General features: G+C 65.6%; 18 protein-coding genes, 2 tRNA genes and 1 pseudogene. 18 read left to right on the top strand and 3 right to left on the bottom strand.

All coding sequences use genetic code 11. The features are described 5' to 3' along the window. Positions 1-6: 6 nt before the first annotated feature. Genes IPM18_05855 through IPM18_05825 form a run of 7 tightly spaced genes read left to right on the top strand, consistent with a single transcriptional unit; the run spans position 7 to position 9,334 of the window. Positions 7-2,562, top strand: a complete 2,556-nt coding sequence (locus tag IPM18_05855; protein ID MBK9119111.1) for a hypothetical protein — start codon at positions 7-9, stop codon at positions 2,560-2,562. Beyond that, the gene (locus IPM18_05850; GenBank protein MBK9119110.1) at positions 2,562-4,955 is read left to right on the top strand and encodes a hypothetical protein; all 2,394 of its coding nucleotides are present in this window, start codon (positions 2,562-2,564) and stop codon (positions 4,953-4,955) included. The genes IPM18_05855 and IPM18_05850 overlap by 1 nt, the downstream gene beginning before the upstream one ends. After that, the gene (locus IPM18_05845) at positions 4,936-5,334 is read left to right on the top strand and encodes a hypothetical protein (protein MBK9119109.1); all 399 of its coding nucleotides are present in this window, start codon (positions 4,936-4,938) and stop codon (positions 5,332-5,334) included. The genes IPM18_05850 and IPM18_05845 overlap by 20 nt, the downstream gene beginning before the upstream one ends. Before the next feature lies 1 nt (position 5,335). After that, positions 5,336-6,568, top strand: coding sequence for a hypothetical protein (locus tag IPM18_05840; GenBank protein ID MBK9119108.1), 1,233 nt, complete (start codon positions 5,336-5,338; stop codon positions 6,566-6,568). Next, on the top strand, positions 6,565-7,596 hold the full coding sequence (locus IPM18_05835; GenBank protein ID MBK9119107.1) for a PD40 domain-containing protein: 1,032 nt from the start codon (positions 6,565-6,567) through the stop codon (positions 7,594-7,596). Before IPM18_05840 ends, IPM18_05835 begins: the two co-directional genes overlap by 4 nt. A gap of 2 nt (positions 7,597-7,598) precedes the next feature. Further along, positions 7,599-8,171, top strand: coding sequence for a chromate resistance protein (locus IPM18_05830; protein ID MBK9119106.1), 573 nt, complete (start codon positions 7,599-7,601; stop codon positions 8,169-8,171). Between the two features lie 38 nt (positions 8,172-8,209). After that, positions 8,210-9,334 carry a hypothetical protein gene (locus tag IPM18_05825; GenBank protein MBK9119105.1) on the top strand — a complete coding sequence of 375 codons (1,125 nt, stop codon included), beginning with the start codon at positions 8,210-8,212 and terminating at the stop codon, positions 9,332-9,334. 241 nt (positions 9,335-9,575) lie between these two features. Here the strand turns inward: IPM18_05825 and IPM18_05820 are convergent. Continuing rightward, positions 9,576-9,641: transfer RNA gene (locus IPM18_05820), tRNA-Arg, on the bottom strand. 35 nt (positions 9,642-9,676) lie between these two features. On the opposite strand from IPM18_05820, the gene IPM18_05815 reads away from it, so the two are divergent. The 10 genes and pseudogenes from IPM18_05815 (at position 9,677) to IPM18_05770 (ending at position 16,702) form a co-directional block, all read left to right on the top strand. Then, positions 9,677-9,817 carry a hypothetical protein gene (locus tag IPM18_05815; protein ID MBK9119104.1) on the top strand — a complete coding sequence of 47 codons (141 nt, stop codon included), beginning with the start codon at positions 9,677-9,679 and terminating at the stop codon, positions 9,815-9,817. Positions 9,818-10,330: 513 nt separating this feature from the next. Then, entirely contained in the window at positions 10,331-10,546 is a 216-nt protein-coding gene (locus IPM18_05810; GenBank protein MBK9119103.1) for a hypothetical protein, read from the top strand. Position 10,547: 1 nt separating this feature from the next. Next, positions 10,548-11,057 (top strand): hypothetical protein, encoded by a 510-nt coding sequence (locus tag IPM18_05805; protein MBK9119102.1) that lies wholly within the window; start codon positions 10,548-10,550, stop codon positions 11,055-11,057. A 203-nt stretch (positions 11,058-11,260) separates the two neighbouring features. Then, positions 11,261-11,842 carry a hypothetical protein gene (locus IPM18_05800; protein ID MBK9119101.1) on the top strand — a complete coding sequence of 194 codons (582 nt, stop codon included), beginning with the start codon at positions 11,261-11,263 and terminating at the stop codon, positions 11,840-11,842. Between the two features lie 186 nt (positions 11,843-12,028). Beyond that, a complete protein-coding gene (locus IPM18_05795; GenBank protein MBK9119100.1) occupies positions 12,029-12,220 on the top strand; it encodes a hypothetical protein in 192 nt (63 codons plus the stop codon). A 46-nt stretch (positions 12,221-12,266) separates the two neighbouring features. Then, positions 12,267-12,701 (top strand): DUF669 domain-containing protein, encoded by a 435-nt coding sequence (locus IPM18_05790; GenBank protein ID MBK9119099.1) that lies wholly within the window; start codon positions 12,267-12,269, stop codon positions 12,699-12,701. Then, positions 12,698-13,822: a DNA primase gene (locus IPM18_05785; GenBank protein MBK9119098.1), complete on the top strand. Its 1,125-nt coding sequence runs from the start codon at positions 12,698-12,700 to the stop codon at positions 13,820-13,822. Before IPM18_05790 ends, IPM18_05785 begins: the two co-directional genes overlap by 4 nt. Continuing rightward, the gene (locus IPM18_05780) at positions 13,819-14,760 is read left to right on the top strand and encodes an AAA family ATPase (GenBank protein ID MBK9119097.1); all 942 of its coding nucleotides are present in this window, start codon (positions 13,819-13,821) and stop codon (positions 14,758-14,760) included. Before IPM18_05785 ends, IPM18_05780 begins: the two co-directional genes overlap by 4 nt. Beyond that, complete coding sequence (locus tag IPM18_05775) at positions 14,757-15,188, top strand: helix-turn-helix domain-containing protein (protein ID MBK9119096.1); 432 nt, start codon at positions 14,757-14,759, stop codon at positions 15,186-15,188. The genes IPM18_05780 and IPM18_05775 overlap by 4 nt, the downstream gene beginning before the upstream one ends. Before the next feature lie 371 nt (positions 15,189-15,559). Further along, a pseudogene (locus IPM18_05770) lies at positions 15,560-16,702 on the top strand (tyrosine-type recombinase/integrase). Between the two features lie 265 nt (positions 16,703-16,967). Here the strand turns inward: IPM18_05770 and IPM18_05765 are convergent. Beyond that, positions 16,968-17,041 (bottom strand) — tRNA-Arg (locus IPM18_05765). Positions 17,042-17,195: 154 nt separating this feature from the next. After that, entirely contained in the window at positions 17,196-19,625 is a 2,430-nt protein-coding gene (locus IPM18_05760) for a hypothetical protein (protein MBK9119095.1), read from the bottom strand. A gap of 182 nt (positions 19,626-19,807) precedes the next feature. Between IPM18_05760 and IPM18_05755 the strand changes: the two genes are divergently transcribed. Continuing rightward, on the top strand, positions 19,808-21,055 hold the full coding sequence (locus tag IPM18_05755; protein ID MBK9119094.1) for a PKD domain-containing protein: 1,248 nt from the start codon (positions 19,808-19,810) through the stop codon (positions 21,053-21,055). The last annotated feature ends 134 nt before the right edge of the window (positions 21,056-21,189 follow it).

Raw genomic sequence — 21,189 nt, 5'->3', positions numbered from 1 at the left:
AGAGCCATGCCGCCGCGCAGTTACGTGGTTGTGCCCATCGTCATCGCCGCGCTACACCTGCTGGCCGGCAATCTTGGCCCGGTGAGTCCGTTGTCAGGGCGCGCGTGGGCGCTGTTGGCGCTGGTCGTTGTGTGGGTGCTCTGCGGGGCCGCCTGCCGCTCGGCGAGGCCGCCGGGTGTGCCGCTGCCCCCTCCCCAGCACCGCGCCGTGGCCGCCGCGTGGTTGGTCGCGCTTTTGGGGCTCACACTCTTGCTCATACCCCAGGGGCAGGCGGTCTGGCTCGCGGGGCTGACACTGCATCTTTATGGTGTGACAGGATTGATCGAGCGCCGCGTACCGGTTCTCGGGTGCGCGCTGCGCGCGCTGGGCCATATGAGCGCCGCTTATCTGCTGCTGGCGCTGGTTCTCTGGCATGTACCGATGGCCTGGAACGGCTGGCAAACGCTGAGTCTGAGTCTCTCTACACGCCTCGGAAGACGCGCGGGTACTTTCGTCCAGCAAGGCGCTGCGACGGGTGGGCTGCTGCTGAGTATCTCGTTCGCCGGCTATCTCCTGTTTCGTGCGTGGCCGTTGCTGCGATACCGCTGGTGGCTCGCACTGGTGGGGCTGGGCGGTGTGATTGTGCTGGCTGCGATCCAATTGGGACAGGGACCGTGGTTGGCAATCCGAATGATGCAGGTCGCGGGGCGTACCCTGGCTTCACAACCGCAACAGAATCTCGCAGCCGAAGTACCCACCGCGGTGATGGCCCTGTACTCGCCGCTGCTGCTGCTGATCGCAGGCGGACTGTGGGTGGCGCTGCTCGAACCATGGTGGCGACTGGGCTCTGCGTCACCACCGGTCAGGGTGGCCGCGTCCCCGCCCGCACCACGATCGGGTCGCTCGTTCATCGGAGCGCCGCTCGGTCTCGCCTGTGTCGTGGCCGGTGCCGTACTCATGATGATCCCGCACTGGCTCGGGGGGCGGCCCCTGCCTGCGGAGCAGCGCATCTTGTTCTATCAGGGGGCGGCCGAAAATCTGCGGGCGTTCAACGAACCATCGTTCGAGGCGCTCGGGTTGATGTCGGCCGGCATGTTCGGGCAATTGCCACACTACCTTCGGAGTGTCGGCTTCGTTGCCGAGGTCACGGCGGAGGGTGAGCCCCTGACGCCGGAACGCCTCGGACAGGTCGCGGTACTCGTGATTATCAATCCCGACGAGCGTTTCGAGAACGATGCCTGGCGGGCGATCTGGGAGTTTGTGGCGGCGGGCGGCGGCTTGCTTGTTCTGGGGGACCACACCGACATTGGCGGATCGCTCGACCCTCTGAATCACCTGTTGGCACCGGTGGACATCCGCTTCCGATTCGATTCGGCTTTCACCGCGACGCAGTGGGCGTACGCCTGCGAGTACTTTCCGCACCCGCTGGTGCGCGGCCTGGATCACGCCAACGAGAAACTGCAGCACAGCACGGGGGCATCACTGGAGATCGGACCACGTGTGCGGCCGGTGGTCAACGCGCGCTGGTCCTTTTCCGATCTGGGTAACCGTGCCCGGCCGGAGGACGCCTTCCTGGGTGACTACCGTTATCAGTTGCGTGAACAACTGTCTGACCTGGTCATCGTGGCCGAGGCGGGCTATGGCCGTGGGCGTGTGTTGGTGTTCGGTGATACCTCCGCGTTTCAGAACATCGCCCTGCCGCACTCCGCAGACATGCTCGTGCGCGCCTTCCGTACATTGACGGATGGAGCGCCTCCTGCAATGTGGTATGGTCAGGGCGGCGCTGTCCTGCTGCTGATCGCGTTCTCGACGCTTGCATCGAGGGGTGCCCGGGGCTCACTTGGTCTGCGACCCGCGGTTGCCGTACTGGTGCCGCTTGCGGGCTTGGCGTGGGCCGCGCCACAACTGACTCAACCGGCGCCGGCACCCCTCAGCGGTCCCCGTCCGATCGCGTACCTCGATGCTGCGCACGCTAATCGTTTTTCACTGGGGGCGTGGACCGATCGTTCCGTGGGTGGCCTGCTGCTGAATCTTGCGCGGAACCAGTATCTTCCGCGGGTGCTGCACCGCGGCGATTCGCTCGCCGACGCCCTGGCCCAGGCAGAGTTGCTGGTGGTCATCGCGCCAACGCGGCCCTACCTGCCGGAGGAGCTTGCGCAGGTGCGCATGTTCCTTGAACGAGGCGGCCTGCTGATGCTGACCGTTGGCTTTGAGGAAAAGGCCGGTGCCGAAGGTTTGCTCGGATTGCTGGAGCTCGACATCGCGGGACTGCCGCTCGGTCCGGTGCCCATTGAGGAACCGGGCGATCCGATCGCGAAGTTGCGCGAAGCCATGCAGCGCCCGCACTTCCGTGAGGCCTGGCCGGTCGTCACGCGTGGCGCTCCACTGGAGGTGCTGCATCAAGTGGGCGCGTTTGACGTGCTGGTTTTTCGCGCCGTTGGGCGTGGTGGCGCGCTCGTCGTCGGCGATTCGTACTTCCTGCATGACAAGATCCTGGAGGCCGAAAAGGCCTATTGGCCAGGGAACATCCAACTCTTGCGCGACCTCTTCGAACAGTTTCGCGCACAGCGGGGGCGTGACTGATGCTTGCATGGCTCGGGCTGGTGCTGGCGGCGGTCGCCTGGCTCTACGTCGTGGAGCTCACCGTACCGCCGCGTCCGGGGCACGCCTTGGCCTTGGGCATACTGGCAGCCGTCTGTCTCCTGTTGGATGCGGTGCTCCGCGGGCGTGCTGTGGAGGATCGCACGCCTTGGTGGCAGCGTCTGGGGGTGGCGTCTGGACTTCTGATCGGTGTGTTCGCCGGGCAAGCGGTTTTCCACATGAGCTATGAGCGGGTGGCGCCTTTTTACCGAGTCGCTTTCCTGAGTGCGCCGCTGGCAGCCCTGTGGAGTGGGCTCGGGGTGGACGCGGTCGCGACTGAGGATCTCCACCCGGAGGCGACCCGCGGTCTGGAGTCGGGCAGTGTGGGCAGCGACCCCCTGGTGGCTCTGCAAACGTTGCGGAACACGACCCTGCTCCGGCCGGCGCTGGAGCGGTTCGGCGTATACCCGCTGGGGCAGGTGCTCGCGGGTGGTCTTGTACTTGGCCTGACGCTGGCGCGCCGCCGTTGGCTGGTGCTGCCTGCGCTGTTTGTGCTGATCTGTGCTTATGCCATCGTGCGGATGGTGCTCCTGGGACTGCTTGCGGCCGAACTCGCGCTGCCCGCCATTTTCTGGAACCCATGGACCGTGCTCGTCTCACTGTTACCGCTGGTCCCGCTGCTCGCTGCCGGCCTGCCGCGACTCTCCTATGGGCGCACCAAGGTGGTGCCGCGGCCGGCTCTGCTGGTGAGCGCTGGGCTATTGGCAGCGGCCGGAGCAGCGGGGGCGACTCTGTGTCTGTACGGGGAAGTGCAGGGCGCGCGGAAACCGGGACGAATTCTGATCAACGACCTGCACAGCGATTTCTGGGAAGTCACTACGGGCGTTTTCGACGAGGAGGCGCTGGGGGAACGGACGATCTATACCTACACCTCGCTGCGCGACTGGCTGGACGAATTCTACGATGTACGTGTCAACACGGAGGCACCAATTTCCGATGCGCTGCTCGCCGATGTGGACGTCTTTCTATTGAAGACGCCCCTGCAACCGATTCGCCCGGATGAGCAGGCGGCGATTCTGCGCTTTGTCGAGCGCGGCGGCGGACTCTGGCTGCACGGGGACCACACGAATCTCTTTGGCATGAGCACCTTCCTCAACCCGACCGCGGCACCCTTCGGTTTCCACTTCCGGCATGACGATACGTTCGATCTGACCAGCGGCCAGCCGAGTCCCTACGCCGCCCCATGGCTCGGGCGCCATCCAGCCGTCGGGCGTGTGAACCATTTCATGCTGCAGACCACCTGCACAATCGCCGCACCGCTCCATGCCCGCCCCGTGCTGGTCGGCCGCCGCATGGGCAGTGAGATGGTGGACTACGGCCACACCAACTTCTTCGGGAACATCAAGGCCGATCCCGAGGATGACTTCGGGTTGTACCTGATTGCGGCCGCCCGCGCTTACGGCGCCGGGCGCGTGCTAGCTTTTGGCGACAGCACGATTTTTTCCAACTTCACAATGTTTCTGCCAGGCATCCCGGAGTTTGCACTCAGCTCAGCCGAGTTTCTGAATTACCACGCGGGCGCGCGTGACGGGCTGGTGTGGGCCGGATGGTTCGGAGTGTTGCTGGGAGCTGCGGCGGCCGGGCTCGGCGTACTAGCGCGTTCGCGTTGGATCGTGACTTGCCTTGCGCTCGGGTTGCTGACTGGGCATGTGGCGGCCGGTGTGTTTGTCACATCGCAGGCCCGCATGGTCTCGCCGGAGCCAACGCCCCCCGATCGCACGCGCTGGGCGGTGATGGATCAGGTGATCTGCTCGTACCGCCTGCCATCCAGTCTGGAGTACGAAGTCTTCGACTCCGATCGAAGCTATGACGCCTTCTACCTGAACTTGGTGCGGCTTGGCCTGCGGCCACGGCTTGGGCCGGGCATCGGCCCCGAGGCCTTGCCGGCCGGCGTCCGTATCTTTCTCCTGCCGACGCGGCCACCGACAGACGAGCAGCTTCGCGAGCTTCGGAGGTTCATCGAGGGAGGCGGCCGGGCGATCGTGTTCGAGTCGTCGCAGTACCTGGCACCGGCGACAATCACCCTGCTGAAAGCACTCGACGTGCAAGTGTCGGGCGGTGCCGGCCGTGTGCGCGTGAGCGGGGCTGACTCTGTCAGGATCGATGCCACGGTTCAGCCGCGCGTGGCGCACACGTTGAGTGTGCATCGTCGAGACGTCGGTTCCGGCCAGGTCGTATTTGTGGCGGGGGCAGAGTGGCTCAACCGGCGGTACATGGGCCAAGTCTACAAGACACCGGATCCGCTCGAACGCGAGTGGTACCGTATGCAATTTCATATCTTCCACCAGTTGCTGGACGTCACCCAGGAGAGTCGCAATGGCTCTGCCCCCCGTTGATCCGATTGGCCCGCGTCCTCTGGACGCCACCCAACAAGTGCTGCGCACCAACCGTATACTGATGGTGCTCGTCGCGGTGCTGCTCGTCGCATTAGCCGGACTGGGTGGTTGGGTCCTGGGACGTGGTTGCGCCGAGCACGGTTCGACGGCACATCCGAGCGCATCCGGTTTGAATCAGGTGGCACCGCGCGCGGTCGCCCTGCTCCGCGGAATTCGCTGTTCACACGGCACCCCCATCATCGAGGCCCAGTGCCCGGATGGCGAAGAACTGCGGCGCTATGTGAACGAACTGCTCACGCAGGGACTATCGGATGATGACATCAAAGTTGCAATGTTGCGGCGTTTCGGAGAGTCCGGCTTGGCCGGGCGGGAGTGGTAGCATGCCGTCGTTCTCGCACAATTCAACCGTTTTCATACGCTGGCACACCGGTGCCGCTTTCGGAATCTGCGTGAGTCTCCTCGGACTCTGGCTGTGCATGCCCGCAGCGTGGTCCCAGGACGCCACCCCACCAGTTACCACCGGCCCCGCTCTGGCTGCACCGGCGCCGCTCACCCTCCGCGAGGTGACGATTCTCGGCGGGCCGTTTCGCGTAGCCGCAGAAGAGCGTATTCCTATTCGATTTGAGCTTTCGCGCCCCGCCACCGTCACACTCACGATTCACGGTCCGAACCGGGAACTGATCGCACGGGTGGCGGATGGCGTCCCTCAGCAGGCCGGCGTGTGCATTCTCGAATGGGATGGTCGGGACGTGGACGGCGTCAATGTGCCCGATGAGGCCTACAGCGTGCACCTCCAGGCCGTCGCGGGGGAGGAGACGGCGATCTGGGCGCCGTGGCTTCATTCCGGTGGCGAGCGCCTGAATGCCGGTGAGGTTCGGCCGTTGAGTGCGACCGAACTCGGCTACACTCTGCCGCGACCCGCCCGTGTACTGGTACGCGCGGCCGTACTGAACGGTCCTCTTTTGAAGACGATTGTGAACTGGGAACCGCGTCCCGCCGGTTTGAACATCGAGCCGTGGGACGGTTATGACGAACAGCGCGTGCGGGTCGTCACAGGCCTCGCCCAGTTGCGTGTGGGTGTGATTGCCTTTGCGCTGCCGGACGCGGCCATTCTCACCGTGGGTAACACCACCGAGCGATATGGCGCCTACTACACACGCGTTGCAGCCACACGCCCGCGGCACCCGGAAGTCACGCGCGTTCGAGACGCAGCCACCGTTCTCTCCCCGCACGCGGCCATTCCGCCGCACCTCAATCGGGATCCGGGTCTCACGCTGGAATTTCTGGGACAGGAGACGCCTTCCACGACTGCGCCGGCGACCACTCAACCCGCGGAACCAGGCGCACCTCTGAAGCTCCGTGGCGACACCATCCTGTTTCGCGTGGACGTGCCCGATCCGGCCGAGCGAAGTTTTCTCAATGACCAGCGCTTCGAGTTGATCATCTACGTGAATGATCGTCGCCTGCTGGAGGTCGAGCAGGGGCATGTACCGTTCACCTACCCCTGGGACGTTGCTGCGCTGGCACCGGGGCGCCATGTGCTGACCGTGAACCTGGCCACGTTCCGCAATCACGTCGGGACCGTGAGCCGTGTCGTGGAGATCGAGCGATGACCGATACGCCCGCCCGTGCCACGCTCTGCGCCGCACCCCGTCATCGAAATCTTCGCTGCGCGTCGGCGACGGCATTGTTACCGGTGCTCACGTGTGTGGTGCTGGTCACCGCCGGGCAGGAGGTTGAACGCTCTGCTAGCCCGGCTCCGCTGCAGCCGACGACCGCACCGGCGCCGACGTTCGATCCGCCCGCCGACACGCTGCTGGTCTTCTGCGCGGAAGTTGAGCGCCAATGGGACCTGTTCTCCTGGAACCTTGATCCCGCCGTGCCTCCTCGCCGGCTGACACAGACCCCCTACGACGAGGGAGCGCCATCGCTCGCGCCGGATCACTCGCACATCGTGTATGAGACGGTCGACGGCAAACTCTGGCGACTCGATCTGCGGGCGGGATCCACACCGCAGCAGCTCCCGTTCGCCTCGGCAGAACGCTTCGATATGCACCCCGCGATCGGACCGGATCATCTGCGGATTGCGATGGCCACGAGTCTGGACCGCACGACCGACAACACCGACCTCGTAATCTATCACCAGGCGCGGCGCGCGTTTGAGCCGCATCTGGAAAAGATCTCGTACCAGCATTACCCCACCTGGTCGCCGGATGGCCTGTGGCTGGCGTACTCGAACCTGCACGCCCGAGCGGCGACCGCCATCACCATCAGCGAAATCTGGATCATGCGTACCGAGCGCCAGGAAATGCGACAGCTCTCGCTTCTTGACGCCTATTCGATTCAACCGGCCTGGTCCCCCGATGGGCAGGAAGTCTGCTTTGCAAGCAACGCCGGCGGGCACTTCAATCTCTGGACCGTGTCCGTGGCAAGCCGGCGCCTGCGACGCCTGACCGAATCCACCGCGAGTGACATGCACCCGTGCTACAGCCCCGACGGACGCTGGGTTGTCTTCACCTCCAGCCGCGCCGGGGGGCGGCTGGGGCTATGGGTGCTTCCGGCGGCTGGTGGCGCAGCGCAACCGATCTTTCCATTCGGAGCCGATGATCCGCGTCCGTGCCGGGACCCGGACTGGAAATAGCCATGCGCTCTGTGGGCGCTGCTCTCATCCTGGTGGTTTTGGTCGTGCTTGTGACCCTCCTGCTGTGGTCATCCGATCCCGCTGCGCCTTTCGCCACGGGGCCAGAGTCCGAGTCTGCTCCGACAACCGCCCGCGGCGCTGAACTGCCAGTGTACCGTACCAGCCGCCGGCTCGAACCCGATACGGCGGTGGCCGCCTGGCTGCTGACCCGGATGGTGTCCCCGGGTGCCCGAGCCCTCGTAGCCGAGTCTTGGCCGGGGAGCATCCCTTTCGATGAACCGGGCGCGGAGTTGGCGCGGCGGCCGGGGCGGTGCGCCGCGCGCATCATTGTGGAGCGCTTCGGACTCCATGATCCATTCGTGGAGGCCCTTGTTGAGGTTGTGCAGGAGCTCGAAATCGCACCCTGGTCGCTGAATTCTGAGCCCTTCTTCGAGCGTGTCCGTTTCGGTCTCGGCGATGCCCTCAACACCGCACCCGACCCGCAAAGCTGTCTCGACGCGGCCCTGCAGTTCCTCGATGAACTACGGGCTGCTCAGGACGCCCTCCCGGGAGCGACCGCGGTGCCGCCCATGTGAATCTGTGGCACGCACGTTCTCCCTTACAATGATCTGCGATGACACCGCGCACCCGACTCCTGACCGCGTTGCGGCGCAGTACGCCGGACCGTGTTCCGGTCACGCTCTACGAGTACTCCCGGTTCAACGATGACTGGCCGAACCGAGAATCGTCTTACGCTCCGCTCCTCGAGCTCGAAGAGCGGTACGGTGACAGTTTTATCTTTCTCCCGCTCGAACTGCCGGTGTTTTTTACGGCGCAGGAGCCCGGCCGGGTTCAGTTCGAGGTGGCAGCGCAATCCGTCGGGAGCATCGTACGCGTGACAACCGTGCAGACGCCCCGCGGACCAGTGCGCAGCGTAGCGCGGCGCGATGCGGGCCTGATGACGAGTTGGCAGATCGAACCGCTGATCAAAACGGACGCGGACATCGAGCGTGTGCTGGCATTACCCGATCCGCCGTTGCAGTACGACGTGGCGGCGCTGCGTGCCCTGGCCGCGTGCGTGGGAGAACGCGGGGTGCTTTGTCCGAACCCGGGAGATGCGGTCGGACGCGTGGTGGGCCTGTTTGACTATGCTGACTTCGCGCTCCGCTGCACGCGCGACGACGCCCCGATCCAGGCACTGCTCGCACGTGCGAATGACCAGTTGATGCGCGGCGTACGAACGCTCGGCCCGCACCTGGAGAATGCGGCCTTCCGCCTCTGGGGGCCGGAGTATTGCAGCGCACCGCTGTTGAATCCCCGCCGCTTCTTTCCGCGCTACGTCGTGCCGTACGATCGGCTACTGATCGACGAGATTCACGCGACTGGCAATTTCGCAATCATCCATTGTCATGGCATGCTCGATGCGCTGCTGGAGATGGTTGTTGAGACGGGGGCCGATGCGCTGGAGCCGCTCGAAACACTGCCAATGCCGACGGCGGACGTCACGCTGGCGGACATCAAGCGGCGCGTCGGAGTTCGGCTCTGCCTGATGGGTGCCGTGCAGGCCCGCACGCTGGAAGCAGGGACGCCTGCGGAGATGGAAGCCGAGGTACGGGCGGCTCTGCGCGACGGGTCGCCGGGCGGGGGATTCGTCGTCCTGCCGACGTCCGCGCCGTTCATGGTGCCCCTGACAGCGCGTTGCCTGGAAAACGCGGAGGTCATGTACCGCACAGTACATGCGCACGGGCGCTACACGTAGAGTGCGCCCCTATTCCGCGCGGACACCTGCTTGTCGAGGGGCGCGGTGCCCGGGCTTGTGCCAGTGAAATTCGCTTGGCTACTGGGTGTGGACCCCGCGACCGGAACACGCGGAGCGCGGTACGGTGCAACCGGGGCGCATGGAATAGCCCAGTGAAGAATGCAGGGTAGTGCGGGTGATCATCGCGGAAAATACCGGGATGCTGCGCGGAATGGCGCGGCACGGTGTGACATTTCCGAAGCGCGCCCGGGTGGACTCGAACCACCGACCTGCGACTTAGAAGGCCGCTGCTCTCTTCCGCAAGCGCCTACAGACAATGCACTTACGAGCGGTGCCGAATCGGTGCCGCCAGTAGTGCCGACGGTTGGCGACGATTCGGAACTCGCCGAAGTGCTCGCGGCGTGGCCGACGCTGGCACCGCCGCTACGCCGGGCGGTGCTCGGCATCGTGCGAAGTGTTCGCGCTGGCGGTGCTGGCGACTGAACGGCCGAGCTACGCGGCTCCTGACGGCGACGTAGGTTCTTTTCGCACCCCCCCCGGCGGCTGCGAACAAGAGCCGCAGATATTCTAGCGAAACAAGGTATTCAATCCGAATGGCGGCGAGCCTTGTTGGGACGCTAATAACGGGTTTTTCTCTAGATATTCGTAGCATCGGGTACACTTCAACCCGCCATTTGTGGGGTGCGCGGCAAGAATTGGGGCAATCCTGCAAGGTGGCCGTGGGGGTCTGTAGTGGTAGCTACACAAGTAGTTGACTCTACATTATGTACCATGTACAATTCTGGTCATGTCGATGGACGCAAGCACAATCGGAAAATGGCTGCGACGCAGGATTCTGCTGCAACCGTTGGCCACGACGGCGAAAGGCGCGGGAGTGAGTAGAAGCACACTTCGTCGAGTCGTCGAAGGTCGCGGATGTAGTTTGCGCACCGGCGAAAAGCTGCTGGTTTATTTCGGCACACAACCTACTACGGGAACACGAAAGGTGAAACAAAAATGACGCGTGCAGAAGATCTGGCAATTACACACCTTAGCAGAATGCTGGCTTTTGCCAAAAACCAGCGCGTGCCACTACCAACATTGATGCGGGGGCTGACGGACGAAGAAATTTCGCTGATGAATCTGCACGCCACCGACCGTCGCATCAGGGACAACCTCACGCGCTCGGTCAACACTACCCCGACGAAGCCGACGCGCAGGAAGGGGCGATAGCATGGCGCGACGATCTACAACCATTGAACCCGCCACCGTTGTGCACGATCCGCTTGACGTACTACTTCAGCACCGCGCAGCCGAGCGCGACGAAGCTTTAGCCGACGAGCGGCGAGAGCAAGCACGACGTGCAGACTGCTGGTACGCAGTCGTGGCCGCCCTGGGCAAGGTTGGCGCGACTCCCGGCGAACTCCGCGCGGCCGCCGAAGCGGCGGCGGAGCTTTCGTTGAACGAGGACGCACTCCGCGATGTGCACGAAGCGCTCAAAGAGCGTGAGCGGCTTGAATCGCTCGCATCCGAGCTTGCAGCGCGTGAAGCGGCACGGCAACAGGCGGTGCGGGAAGTCGTGGCTTTCGCCGAAAGCGCGGAACGGCGCCTTCGCGAGTTGAAGTTGACTTCTTCGTGTGCTTCCGCCGCAAAACGCGCGGCAATGGCCGCACGCGATGAATTGGCAAGGTGGCCAGAGCGGCACCCCGAGTTGCACGCGGCACTGAACAACGAATCACACTAGTCTTAGCTGCCGGCGCGACAGACTCCCGCGCAGGCGCTCTCCGGCCGGTCCGGCGTCCGAACCAAGCCGGGCCGGTTTTTTTGTGTTACAATCATCTATCGGCCGGGCTGCGGTTCGCTACCACAGCGCTTCGGCGCCGCGTCGCGTGCACTACTACCCTCACGCGACGCGGCGCCGGGCTCTACCGGCGGGAAGGGTAGAAAATGGCAATTAGACTCTTCAGTGTGTACGCACGCGACGTTCTCGCCGACTTGGGCAACGTCCGATTTCGAGCCGGCACGGCCGCCGGACTCTCACAAGCGGCGACGTTCACCGACGATTGCGTGCGGCTTCCGGAATCACTTTTCGATGAATCAATCGCGATTGAGCGTGCGTTTTCTGAGCACGTTCGCGCGGCGCTCACAGCGCTTTCCGGCTCACCGCCGTACGCGACCGCTGCCGTGCTGAAAGCCGCGGCGAGAATACGCGAGCTGGCGCGCGTGGTACGCGGCCGGGCTGGCTTTGCGGCGGCGTTCGCCGCAGTCGGCAAATCCCTTCGCGAACTCGACATGCTTCCGGACGCGGTGGCAACAGAGGGAGCGAAGCGACTTCGGACCGGCAAGCGTGGCCGGCCGCGGCAGATCGGCGGACGTGTGGAACACCGCATCTTGAATGCGTGGGCAACCGGGCACTTCCGGAGCTACGCGGAGTGTGCGGACGAGTTAGGCGACGTTCGCGAGCAGGACGTGCGGCTAGTGCTCGACCGTCACCGGAAGCGCGAGCGGCGCGACCGACTCGCCAGCTAGTCAAGGGGGTTATTTTGTCCGTCGGGGGAATCGGGAGCCGGGTTTCGCCATAGCGTGCAAACACGCGAAGCGGCGTACCGCCGGACAAAATCGCTCTGAATATTTCCGTCCGTCCAAGCATGGATACTTCCGGTGTGACGCATGGTGCATCACCTTGGAGGTATCAAAATGACGGAACCATTAGCAATGTCGCTTCCGCGAGCGGCCGAAGCCGTGGGGGTAAGTGCCCGCACACTCTGGAGCGAAGCTGCTTGCGGCCGGCTCCGCATCACGCGCTTGCCCGGCCGGCGGCGGGCGCTGATCAAGATCGAAGATCTAAGGTTGTGGCTCGACGGTAAATCAGTTCCCGCCGCCGAGGGGGTGCCCCATGACAAATAATGGCAGAAAACTTTCTGACATTCTTGCCAGCGGTCAGAGCGGAAACTTGCGCGACGCGTGGGACCGCACGGAAGCCGCGGCCGACTTCGCCCCGCTGCCACCGGCGACGTACACGGCCCGCGTGCTGAGCGGGGAGCTTTTCAACGCCAAGAGCGGCACGCCCGGCTACAAGCTCGCCTTCCGCGTGCTGGAAGGTGAGCACGCCGGCCGGCAATTCTGGCATGACCTTTGGTTGACGCCGGCGGCGTTGCCCATGAGCAAGCGCGACTTGGGCAAGCTCGGCGTGACTTCGATCGAACAGCTTGAACAGCCGCTTCCGGCGGGCATCCGCTGCACGGTGAAGCTCGCCCTGCGGCGCGACGATGGCGGCGCCGAGTACAACCGCGTCCGCGGCTTCGACGTAATCGGCATCGACGCCGACCCGACCGCAGACCCGGACTTCGCGCCGGGCGCCGCTACGTCGGAAGGTGGTGCGAAATGAACGGCCCCATGCGACACGGCTACCGTATCGTCGGCCCGTGCTCGGCCGAGCGCCGGCTTGTGGACTGGTCCGCCGCGTTCCAGGCATACGCCGAGTGCGACCCGCGCGCCCGCGTTGAATCCGAAGCTTACTTGTCGGCGTTCACATTCGGCGGTGACTTCGCGGAGCACCTGCGCAACACTGGTTCGACGCGGGGCTTCGCGGGGGCGTGCTGGGCGCCGTGGTTGTGGTTCGACATTGACCGCGCGCCGACCGCCGGCGGCATTGACGCGGCGCTTCAGGATGCCCGCAAGCTCGCAGTTGCGTTGTCGGACCGCTATGGCGTCGATGACGCGGCGCAATTATGGTTCTACTCGGGCGCAAAGGGCTTCCATGCAGGCATCCCGGCGGCGTTGTGGGCGCCGGCCCCGAGCACGGACTTTCACCGGGTCGCGCGGCGACTGGCCGAGACAATCGCCGAAGCCGCGGCCGTGATTATCGACGCAGGCGTGTATGACAAAGTACGCGCTTTCCGGGGGCCGAACTCCCGGCATCCTGGAACCGGTCGGCACAAGGTGCGGCTCACGACGGATGAGCTGATGCACCTAAGCGCCGCGGCAATTCTGGACCGGGCCGAGAAACCGGCGCCGTTCGATCTGCCCGACGTGCCGGCCGACAGCGCCGACTTTCTCGTGGCGCACTGGGATACCGCCGCGGGGCAAGTGCGGGAGCAGACCGAAGCGGCGGCCCAGCGCCGCGCCGCGGTGACGGACGGGGACGGCACGACGAAGCTGAACAAGCTGACGCTGGACTTCATCCGCAACGGCGCCGCGCCCGGTGCAATCGGCGCGGGCGATGAAAACCGACAACGGGGCGCGGGGCGGCATCGGCTGTGCTACAGCGCGGCGGCAAACCTAGCCGAGCTGGGGGCCCCGCTGCCGCTGTGCTTCTCGCTGCTGGAAGAATCCGCGCTCGATTGCGGCTTGCCCCCGGCGGACGTGCGCCGGGCTGTTGAAAACGGCTGGGCGTCGATGCAACCGGGCGTGCGCGAAGCGTGCGACGTGTTCAACGGTGAAGTAATCAACGTGCAGTCGGCGCCGGCTGACACTTCGGCATGGCCCGCGGAAGGGGGTGCGGCGTGACCGCGACGCCGAAATACCAAACTGCGGCCGACGTGTTCGATGCGTGGCGCGACGCGCTGTTCAGCGGGGCCGCGCCGCCGCTGTACGCGGTCGGCACTGGCGCACTTGCTACCGTCGAAATCGGGCCGGGGCGTGTGGTGCTGGTTGGCGGCTTGCCGGGGGGCGGGAAAACAGCGCTGTCGATGCAATTAGTAATCGACGCGCTGCGGGCGGCGCCGACGCTGCGGGCCGTGGTCGCGAATGTCGAAATGTCCGCGGCCGTGCTTCTGGACCGTCAGCTTGCCCGGCTGTCTGGCGTTCCGCTCGACGCAATCGCCAAGCGCAAGCTCGGCGCCGAGCACGCCGACCGTATCGACCGCGGGCTTGCGACGCTTGAATCCGTGGCCGACCGGCTGGCGTTCGTCGCGCCGCCGTTCGACCTGGGCAATATCGCCGCAACGGCCGATGACTTCGGCGGTGTTTTGCTGACGCTTGACTATCTACAACGCATCCGACCGCCGGGCGAGCACGCCGACAAGCGCGGTTCGGTCGATGCCTTGATGGACTACCTACGTCAGTTCGCGGACGCCGGCTGTGCGGTGCTGGCGGTGTCCGCGGTGGCGCGGACGAAAGACAAGCGCGGGCGTTCATCCTACGCGGCCGACGGGCTGAGCCTGGCGAGCTTCCGTGAAAGCTCGGAGCTTGAATACGGGGCCGACACCGCTTACGTGTTGGTGCCGGGCTGCGACGATCCCGAAGCTGTGACGCTGCGCTGCCTGAAACACCGGCACGGCGAGCCGGTGGACGTGAACTTGTGTTTCGAGCGGCGCATTCAATCGTTCCGCCCGACCGAGCCGGAGCCGGCAACGCCGGCGGACCGCGGCAAGCTCACGGCATCGCTGCGGGCGTTGTGGGGCTCGACGCCCGCGGCGGCGGACGATGACGGGGGCGATGAATGATCGACCCGCGCATCATCCCCCCCGGCGAAGTGCTCCGGCCGATGGACCTGGGCGAGCGGCCCGCACACCGCAACGGGCGCGCTCCGACGGATGCCGAGCAACACCTGAAGCGAAAACCCCGCGGGGGCGGCGGCGCTGTGCGGCGGCGGTTTGCACTGCTCAATGGGTTTGTCGATTGCGAGCTTGCCCGGTTGGGGGCGGTGGCCGCGGCGGTATGGCTGGTGCTCTATCGGCACGGCCAGCGTGACGGGACCGCGACGGCCGCGGTATCTGACTTGGCGCGCCGGACGGGATACGCCGATCGGGCGGTACGCCAAGCGCTTCGGCGGCTTCGGGACCGAGGGCTTATCGACCGGGTGAAGCGCGGCACACTGGCCAGCGGCCCAAGTGTTTATCGCTTACTGATGCCGTCCGGGGTGGCACCATAACCGGCACCGCCGTGCCGCTTACAACCGGCACCGGGGTGCCGCTCACTACGGCACGGCGGTGCCGGTATCACAGTACCCTACGGGTACACATACACCCGCGGGGTTACATGCTGACGCATCCCGCGCGGGGTGTGGGGAAAAAGAATCCCGGCTTGACGGCCGCCCCGCCGCGCGGCACGGTGCCGCGCGCTGATAAGCTCATGGACGCGCTCGGCTTGGCTCTGGTGGCGGTGCGCGACGGTGCACGTATGGCCGAAAAACGGCCGGAAACGGCCCTAGGTTCAACGCGGACGGCTTCCAAGGGTGTCGGCAAGGCACGAGGCCGAAAAACGCGGCAGACGCCGCGGAAACGCGACGGAGGATAGCACAACATGGCGAAGCAACGCGGAAAGCACGCCGGTTCGCTCTATCGCCGAAAGGCCGGCGGCGTGTGGTACGGCCGGTGGACGGCGGCGGATAGTTCGCGGCCGGAGCGTTCCACGGGTACGCGCGACCGGAAGGACGCCGAGCGAATCCTTCAGAAGTGGATATCTGACGAAGCTCTGAGGCGCCGCGGCATCATCGACGAGACGGCGGAACGCTTCGCGAGTGCCGGCCGGATTGCGCTTCGAGTGCATATCGACCGGTGGCTTGATTCGCTGCGAGCGGGCGGCATTGCCGAGAAAACGGTGCGGACACTCGGCGTACGTGCTCGCGGCGTGCTGATCGACAAGCTCGGCTGCGAGCGCTTCGCAGACGTGGCGGCGGCCGCGGTTCAAACCGCTGTTGGCGGGCTCGTGGCCGGCGGCATGGCTCTCCAGACGGCTCATCACTACCTGCGAGCGTCCCGACAATTCACGCGGTGGGCGCACCGCGAGCGGCTCACGCGAGAGAATCCGCTCGCGCACCTGCGCGGCTTGCGATTCGACGCCGACAAGCGATATGAGCGGCGAGCGTTCACGACCGAAGAAGCGCGGCGCATCATCGAAGCGGCCGAGCACGGCGCCGATTTCCGCGGCCTGAGCGGACACGGCCGCGCGGCGCTGTATCGGACGGCACACGGCACCGGCTTCCGTGCTGGCGAGCTCGCGCGGCTGCGCGTGTCAGATTTCCGGCTCGACGGCGACCGGCCGGCGGTGCTGCTCGTGGCTGGCTCGGCGAAGAATCGACGCGAGACACTGCAACCGATTCGGCACGACCTGGCCGACACGCTGCGGACGTGGCTCGACGGAAAGCCGGCCCGCGCGGCGGCGTTCCCTGGAACGTGGGCGCAACGCTCCGCACACATGCTGCGGCTGGACCTGCGCCGGGCGCGGTGGGCGTGGTTTCGCGAGACGGGCGGCGGCAAGGCGACGCGCGAGGCGTGGCAAGCGGGCTTCCTGGCCGATCAGGACGCCGCGGGCCGACTGGCCGATTTTCACGGACTGCGGGTGACGTTTATCACGGAGCTGGTGCGCGGCGGCGTGAACGTGCGGACGGCGCAAACCCTCGCGCGGCACTCCGATCCCAAGCTCACGCTGAACGTCTACTCGCGGTTGGGCGTGACGGACCTCGCGGCCGGACTCGACGTACTGCCGGACTTGAACCGGCCGACGCTGGAATCCGAGCGGCTTCAGGCGACCGGAACGGAAGATTCGAGGCCGGACCATGCCGCCAGTAGTTCCGACGGTAGGGGCGCGTTTCGTCGCGCGACGGCGCACAAGCTCGCGCGTACGGCGACACAATGTAGCGCTGGCGACAATCGGCAAAAACGCCTAGACGTTTCACGAAAATGCGCGGGAGTGCACGACAATTCCGAAGCGCGCCCGGGTGGACTCGAACCACCGACCTGCGACTTAGAAGGCCGCTGCTCTATCCAGCTGAGCTACGGGCGCATCACCGGCGACGGCACCACCAGATCTGAATCTGGTGTGATTACCCGGTGATTTTAGCCGTCTCGTGTCCCGGATGTCCGAGCGGTGTGTTCTCCGGAGCACTGCAACCACGCGGACATCGTTCTTGTTCCTCTGCCGGCGACCGCGCCGGGGCTTACTCCGATCGCCATGGCCCCACAAAGGGTGAACGGTTGCCAAGCGAATCGACCTGCACGGCGTACAGCTCAACCTGGTTCAGGGGCAGTGGTGTTCGCACGACCGGGATGGCCGTGGTCAGTTTGCCACTAGGCGGTGCGTAGCGGACCTGGAATCCGGCCCAGCCGTCCAGTTCGTAGTAATCGACTCGCAGGCGGTGCAGCCCGGATTCGAGCCGCACGCGACCGAGCTTTGTAGACATGCCGTGTTGCCCCCAGTGGTCCACGACGAGTTCGTCGTTGAGATAGAGCCGCGAACCATCGTCCGTGTGGAGTTCGAAGGTGTAGAGTCCGGCCTCGGTGATCGGCAGCAGTGCGGCGGCACGATAGGAGAACCCGTCGTTTGGCAGGCGTGCATCGGGCACGCCGCCGCGCCAAAGGCGGTTGATCTCGGGCCAGGCCTCCACGTAGACCTGTTGTTCAAAGGCCACTCCGCGATAACCGGTCAAGGTCCAGCCGGGGAGGCGCGGGTCGGGGAATGCGACGGTGGCGCGCCCCTCATCGTCCGCGCGGGCGCCGGCGATGGGGGCCACGGGGGCGCCGTCGAGTCCCCACCACACCTCCAGTTCTGCTCTTGGCTCGCAGGTGGCGACCAGGACGTCGGACTCCCACTCAAGTACGGGGGCTGCGGCCGTCCGATCGAGCGTCAGTTGAAGCGGCGCGCTCTGGATCGCGGTCGGCGTACCGTCGGGCGTTGCCACGCGGGCGCGCAGCGTGTACGTGCCATCCTGCGCCAGTGCCGGTGTGACGAGCAGGACGGGCCCCGGGCCGACGCGGGCACCGACCACCTCCTCGGCCAGCAGGACTTGCACGCGGGTCGTCGAGTGTACGCCGAGTACGTCGACCGCGGGCGCTGCCGCGTTGGTGAGTGCCGGTCCGCGCAGCAGAATGCGCTCAGGGGCTGTGGCGGGTTTCACAAGACGACTGGCGAACATCGTGTGATGAGGAGTGAGTGCGGCCTCCGTGCCGTCGTCAAACTTCATGATGAAGTTGAAGCCGATGCTGCGGCCGGTCACCAGCGTGAGCCCGTCGGCCACGTCGGCCAGCTCGCGCGCACCACCGTAGTTCAACTCTTTGCTGCCGCCTTGTCCGAGTGCGGCGGGAATGGTGACGTCGAGCACATAGCCATCGCCCTGGTGCGGTGGCACAGCGACGGCCGTGGCCCCGGGGACATCGCCGCGCAGACTCAGGCCGGTGAAGCGGACCTCGCCGTCCCTGGCCCGGAAAACATAGGTATCGCCACCTTCCCAGAAGCCGTTGGCGGCGCTGCCGTCGATCTTGATCTCGACGCTGAACGTGCGTGGGGCGATGAACCAGAGCCGCAGCAGATCTTCGTTCCAACCGGCGTAAACCTGGATGTCGCCACCTGCGTCGTTGCGGGCGAAAACGGAATCCAGCAGCAGTGCGCCATGCTGTTCTGCGGCCGGCGTAGCGGGAGCGAGGTACGTGACGTTCGGGCGGATGGCCACCAGCGGGTAGGGATCGACATCGTCCGTGAGGCCATCACCATCGGTATCGGGGCGGGTGGGATCGCTGCCGGCGTAGCGCCCGGCGGTGAATTCGCCGAGATCGTCGAGCCCGTCCCCGTCGGTGTCCTTCTTGGTCGGGTCGCTGCCGAAGCGCCGTTCGTCCATGGGCAGGCGGGCATCATCATCAGGCAGTCCATCGCCATCGGCGTCGACCACCTCCAGAAACTCGTTGCGCAGGCCCCGGATGGAAAGGTAATCGTCGAACTCGCGCAGCGTGACGGCGATCCAGTCCCAGTGCTCGCCCCCGAGGTAGTAACCGCGAAAGTGCGGCTCGAGGCGATCCACGTAGGGATGGGAGTGCAACATCTTCAAGCCGGAGTGTTCGACGATCACGAGGTCGAGGGCGTGCTGAAACTCGTGTGCGAAGATCCATGCCCAGCCGTAGCCGGTATCGGCGTCATACTCCGGATAGCCGACACCCGAGAAGCCACCGATGCCGAAGCAGCCACCGGCGCCGCCGAGGACGCGGAACCCGCCCCAGTTGCCCTTCAGCCCGATCCCTGTCGCGATGAGGCCGTCGTAATCGCCGTCCTGCACGCCGTGGGCGCGGAGTTGTTCCTCGATCAAGCGCATGGTCGGACCGCCGTTCTCGGCTGTCTCGGGGGCGGACTCATCGAATATCTTCCAGTCGAGCTCGATGTTCAGACGCGCCCGGCTGTTGCGGAAATAGAAAAGTCGGGCGAGTTCGAAGCCGCGGCGACACGCCTCCACATCGTGGTCCGCCATGCGTTTCTCATCGTCCGGGGCGCCGCGGTAGACGGCCGCGAGTACCTTCAGGTTCTTCACCCGCAGGGTGTCCTGGGCCTGCAGTGTGGGCAAACCCATCCCGAGCACGAGGAGGAGAAAGACCAGTTTCCGCATCGCGAAACACTCCTTGAACGCAGCGCCTGTCAGCATCCACCCTCCCACGGCGCAGCCATCGTATCGGATGAACGACGGATCGGCGACCGGTATGTGATGCGCGTAGCCGGACACGTACGCACTCGTATAATGGCTCTGACGGTGCTGACGGCCGTGTCCGCCGCCTGGGTGAGGAGTGTCACGTGAAGCACATGGTGTTGTGCGGGTGCGTGGTGGGGTTTGTGCTGGGTGGCTGCCCGGGGAATCTGGGCGACGCGACCCAAACGGGTCCGGTGCAGGCCCGGATCGCGGCCTCCGCGACGCGCGGGCCAGCCCCGCTGACGGTGTATTTCACGGGGGCACAGTCCACTTCCCGCAATAGCGGCGTGCTCGAGTATGCCTGGGACTTTCGGGATGGGGGCACGGCCGAGGGTGTCACCACGACGCACACGTTTGAGCAGCCGGGGCGGTACCTCGTGCGGCTTGAGGTGCGGGATGCGACTGGCGCGCGGGGGGTGACCACCAGCGAAATTCGGATTGAAGGCGCGGGGCTGAGCGCGCGAATCGATGTCAGCGCGACGCGCGGCGCAATACCGCTCACCGTGGCATTCAGTGCCGCCGCCAGTGAGACATTCGGAGATCGTATTCTCGACTATTACTGGGACTTCGGCGATGGGGCGACCTCGCGGGCTGTAGCGCCGCAACACACCTACACGCGGGCGGGCGTGTTTTCGGCCACGGTACGGATCGTGAGCGGAGGTGGTTTGGAGAGCACGGCTGCCGTCACGATCGAGGTCGGGGCGCGCACAGCTTCACTCCAATTTGGCGGCACGGCGGTTGCAACACTGCCGATCGATCTACCGGCCGGCGAGCCCCGCCGCGCACTGACGTTCGAGGCATGGGTGAAGGCGGCGGGCGCCGGGGGCGCGATCGCGGTCCTGGGCTCGGGGTTGGCACTGGAGGTGGCGCCCGGCGGGGGCGGCTTGCGCCTGCGCACGGGTATCAGCACGACAGACTTCCCTTACCACGCGCTGGTGGATACGTGGCGGCACGTGGCGGTCGTGCGAGAGCCAGTGGCAGACACCGGCGACCCGGACAACCCTCCGGCTGAGGGCACGTACACGGTGTACGTGGACGCGGTAGCACTGGGTTCGGTGCCCGTGGCCACGGCGCCGGTAATCGACGGTCTATCGCTGGGGGTCGGATTCGCGGGTCAACTCGCCGAGATTCGCTATTGGAACGCGGCTCGCACCCCGGCGGAGCTGGCAGCACGTAAAGATCGCCGGATCGATGACTTTGAAGCGACGCTGCATGGTTATTGGCGGTTGGATGAGGGCAGCGGGCAGATTGTACGGGCGCGGAGTGCCGCGCGGGACGGTTTGTTGGGGCTGTCCATCAACGTCGAGGCGAGTGATCCGGTGTGGAACAACGAGGGGCCGCCCGTACGGTAACAAGGGCGATTGTGGACGGCTCCAGAGCCACGTGATTCGCCCAAGAATGAACAAGAAGCAATCCCAGAACTTCCCGGCCTTCACAGGAAGAGGTTGGGGCAGGTCGAGAATCCGCTGATTAGCGCCTCTTCACA

Source organism: Phycisphaerales bacterium, assembly GCA_016716475.1.
Lineage (GTDB): Bacteria > Planctomycetota > Phycisphaerae > UBA1845 > Fen-1342 > JADJWG01.
Note: the sequence above shows the minus strand (reverse complement) of the source record. Positions and strands in the feature narration are given on the sequence as shown.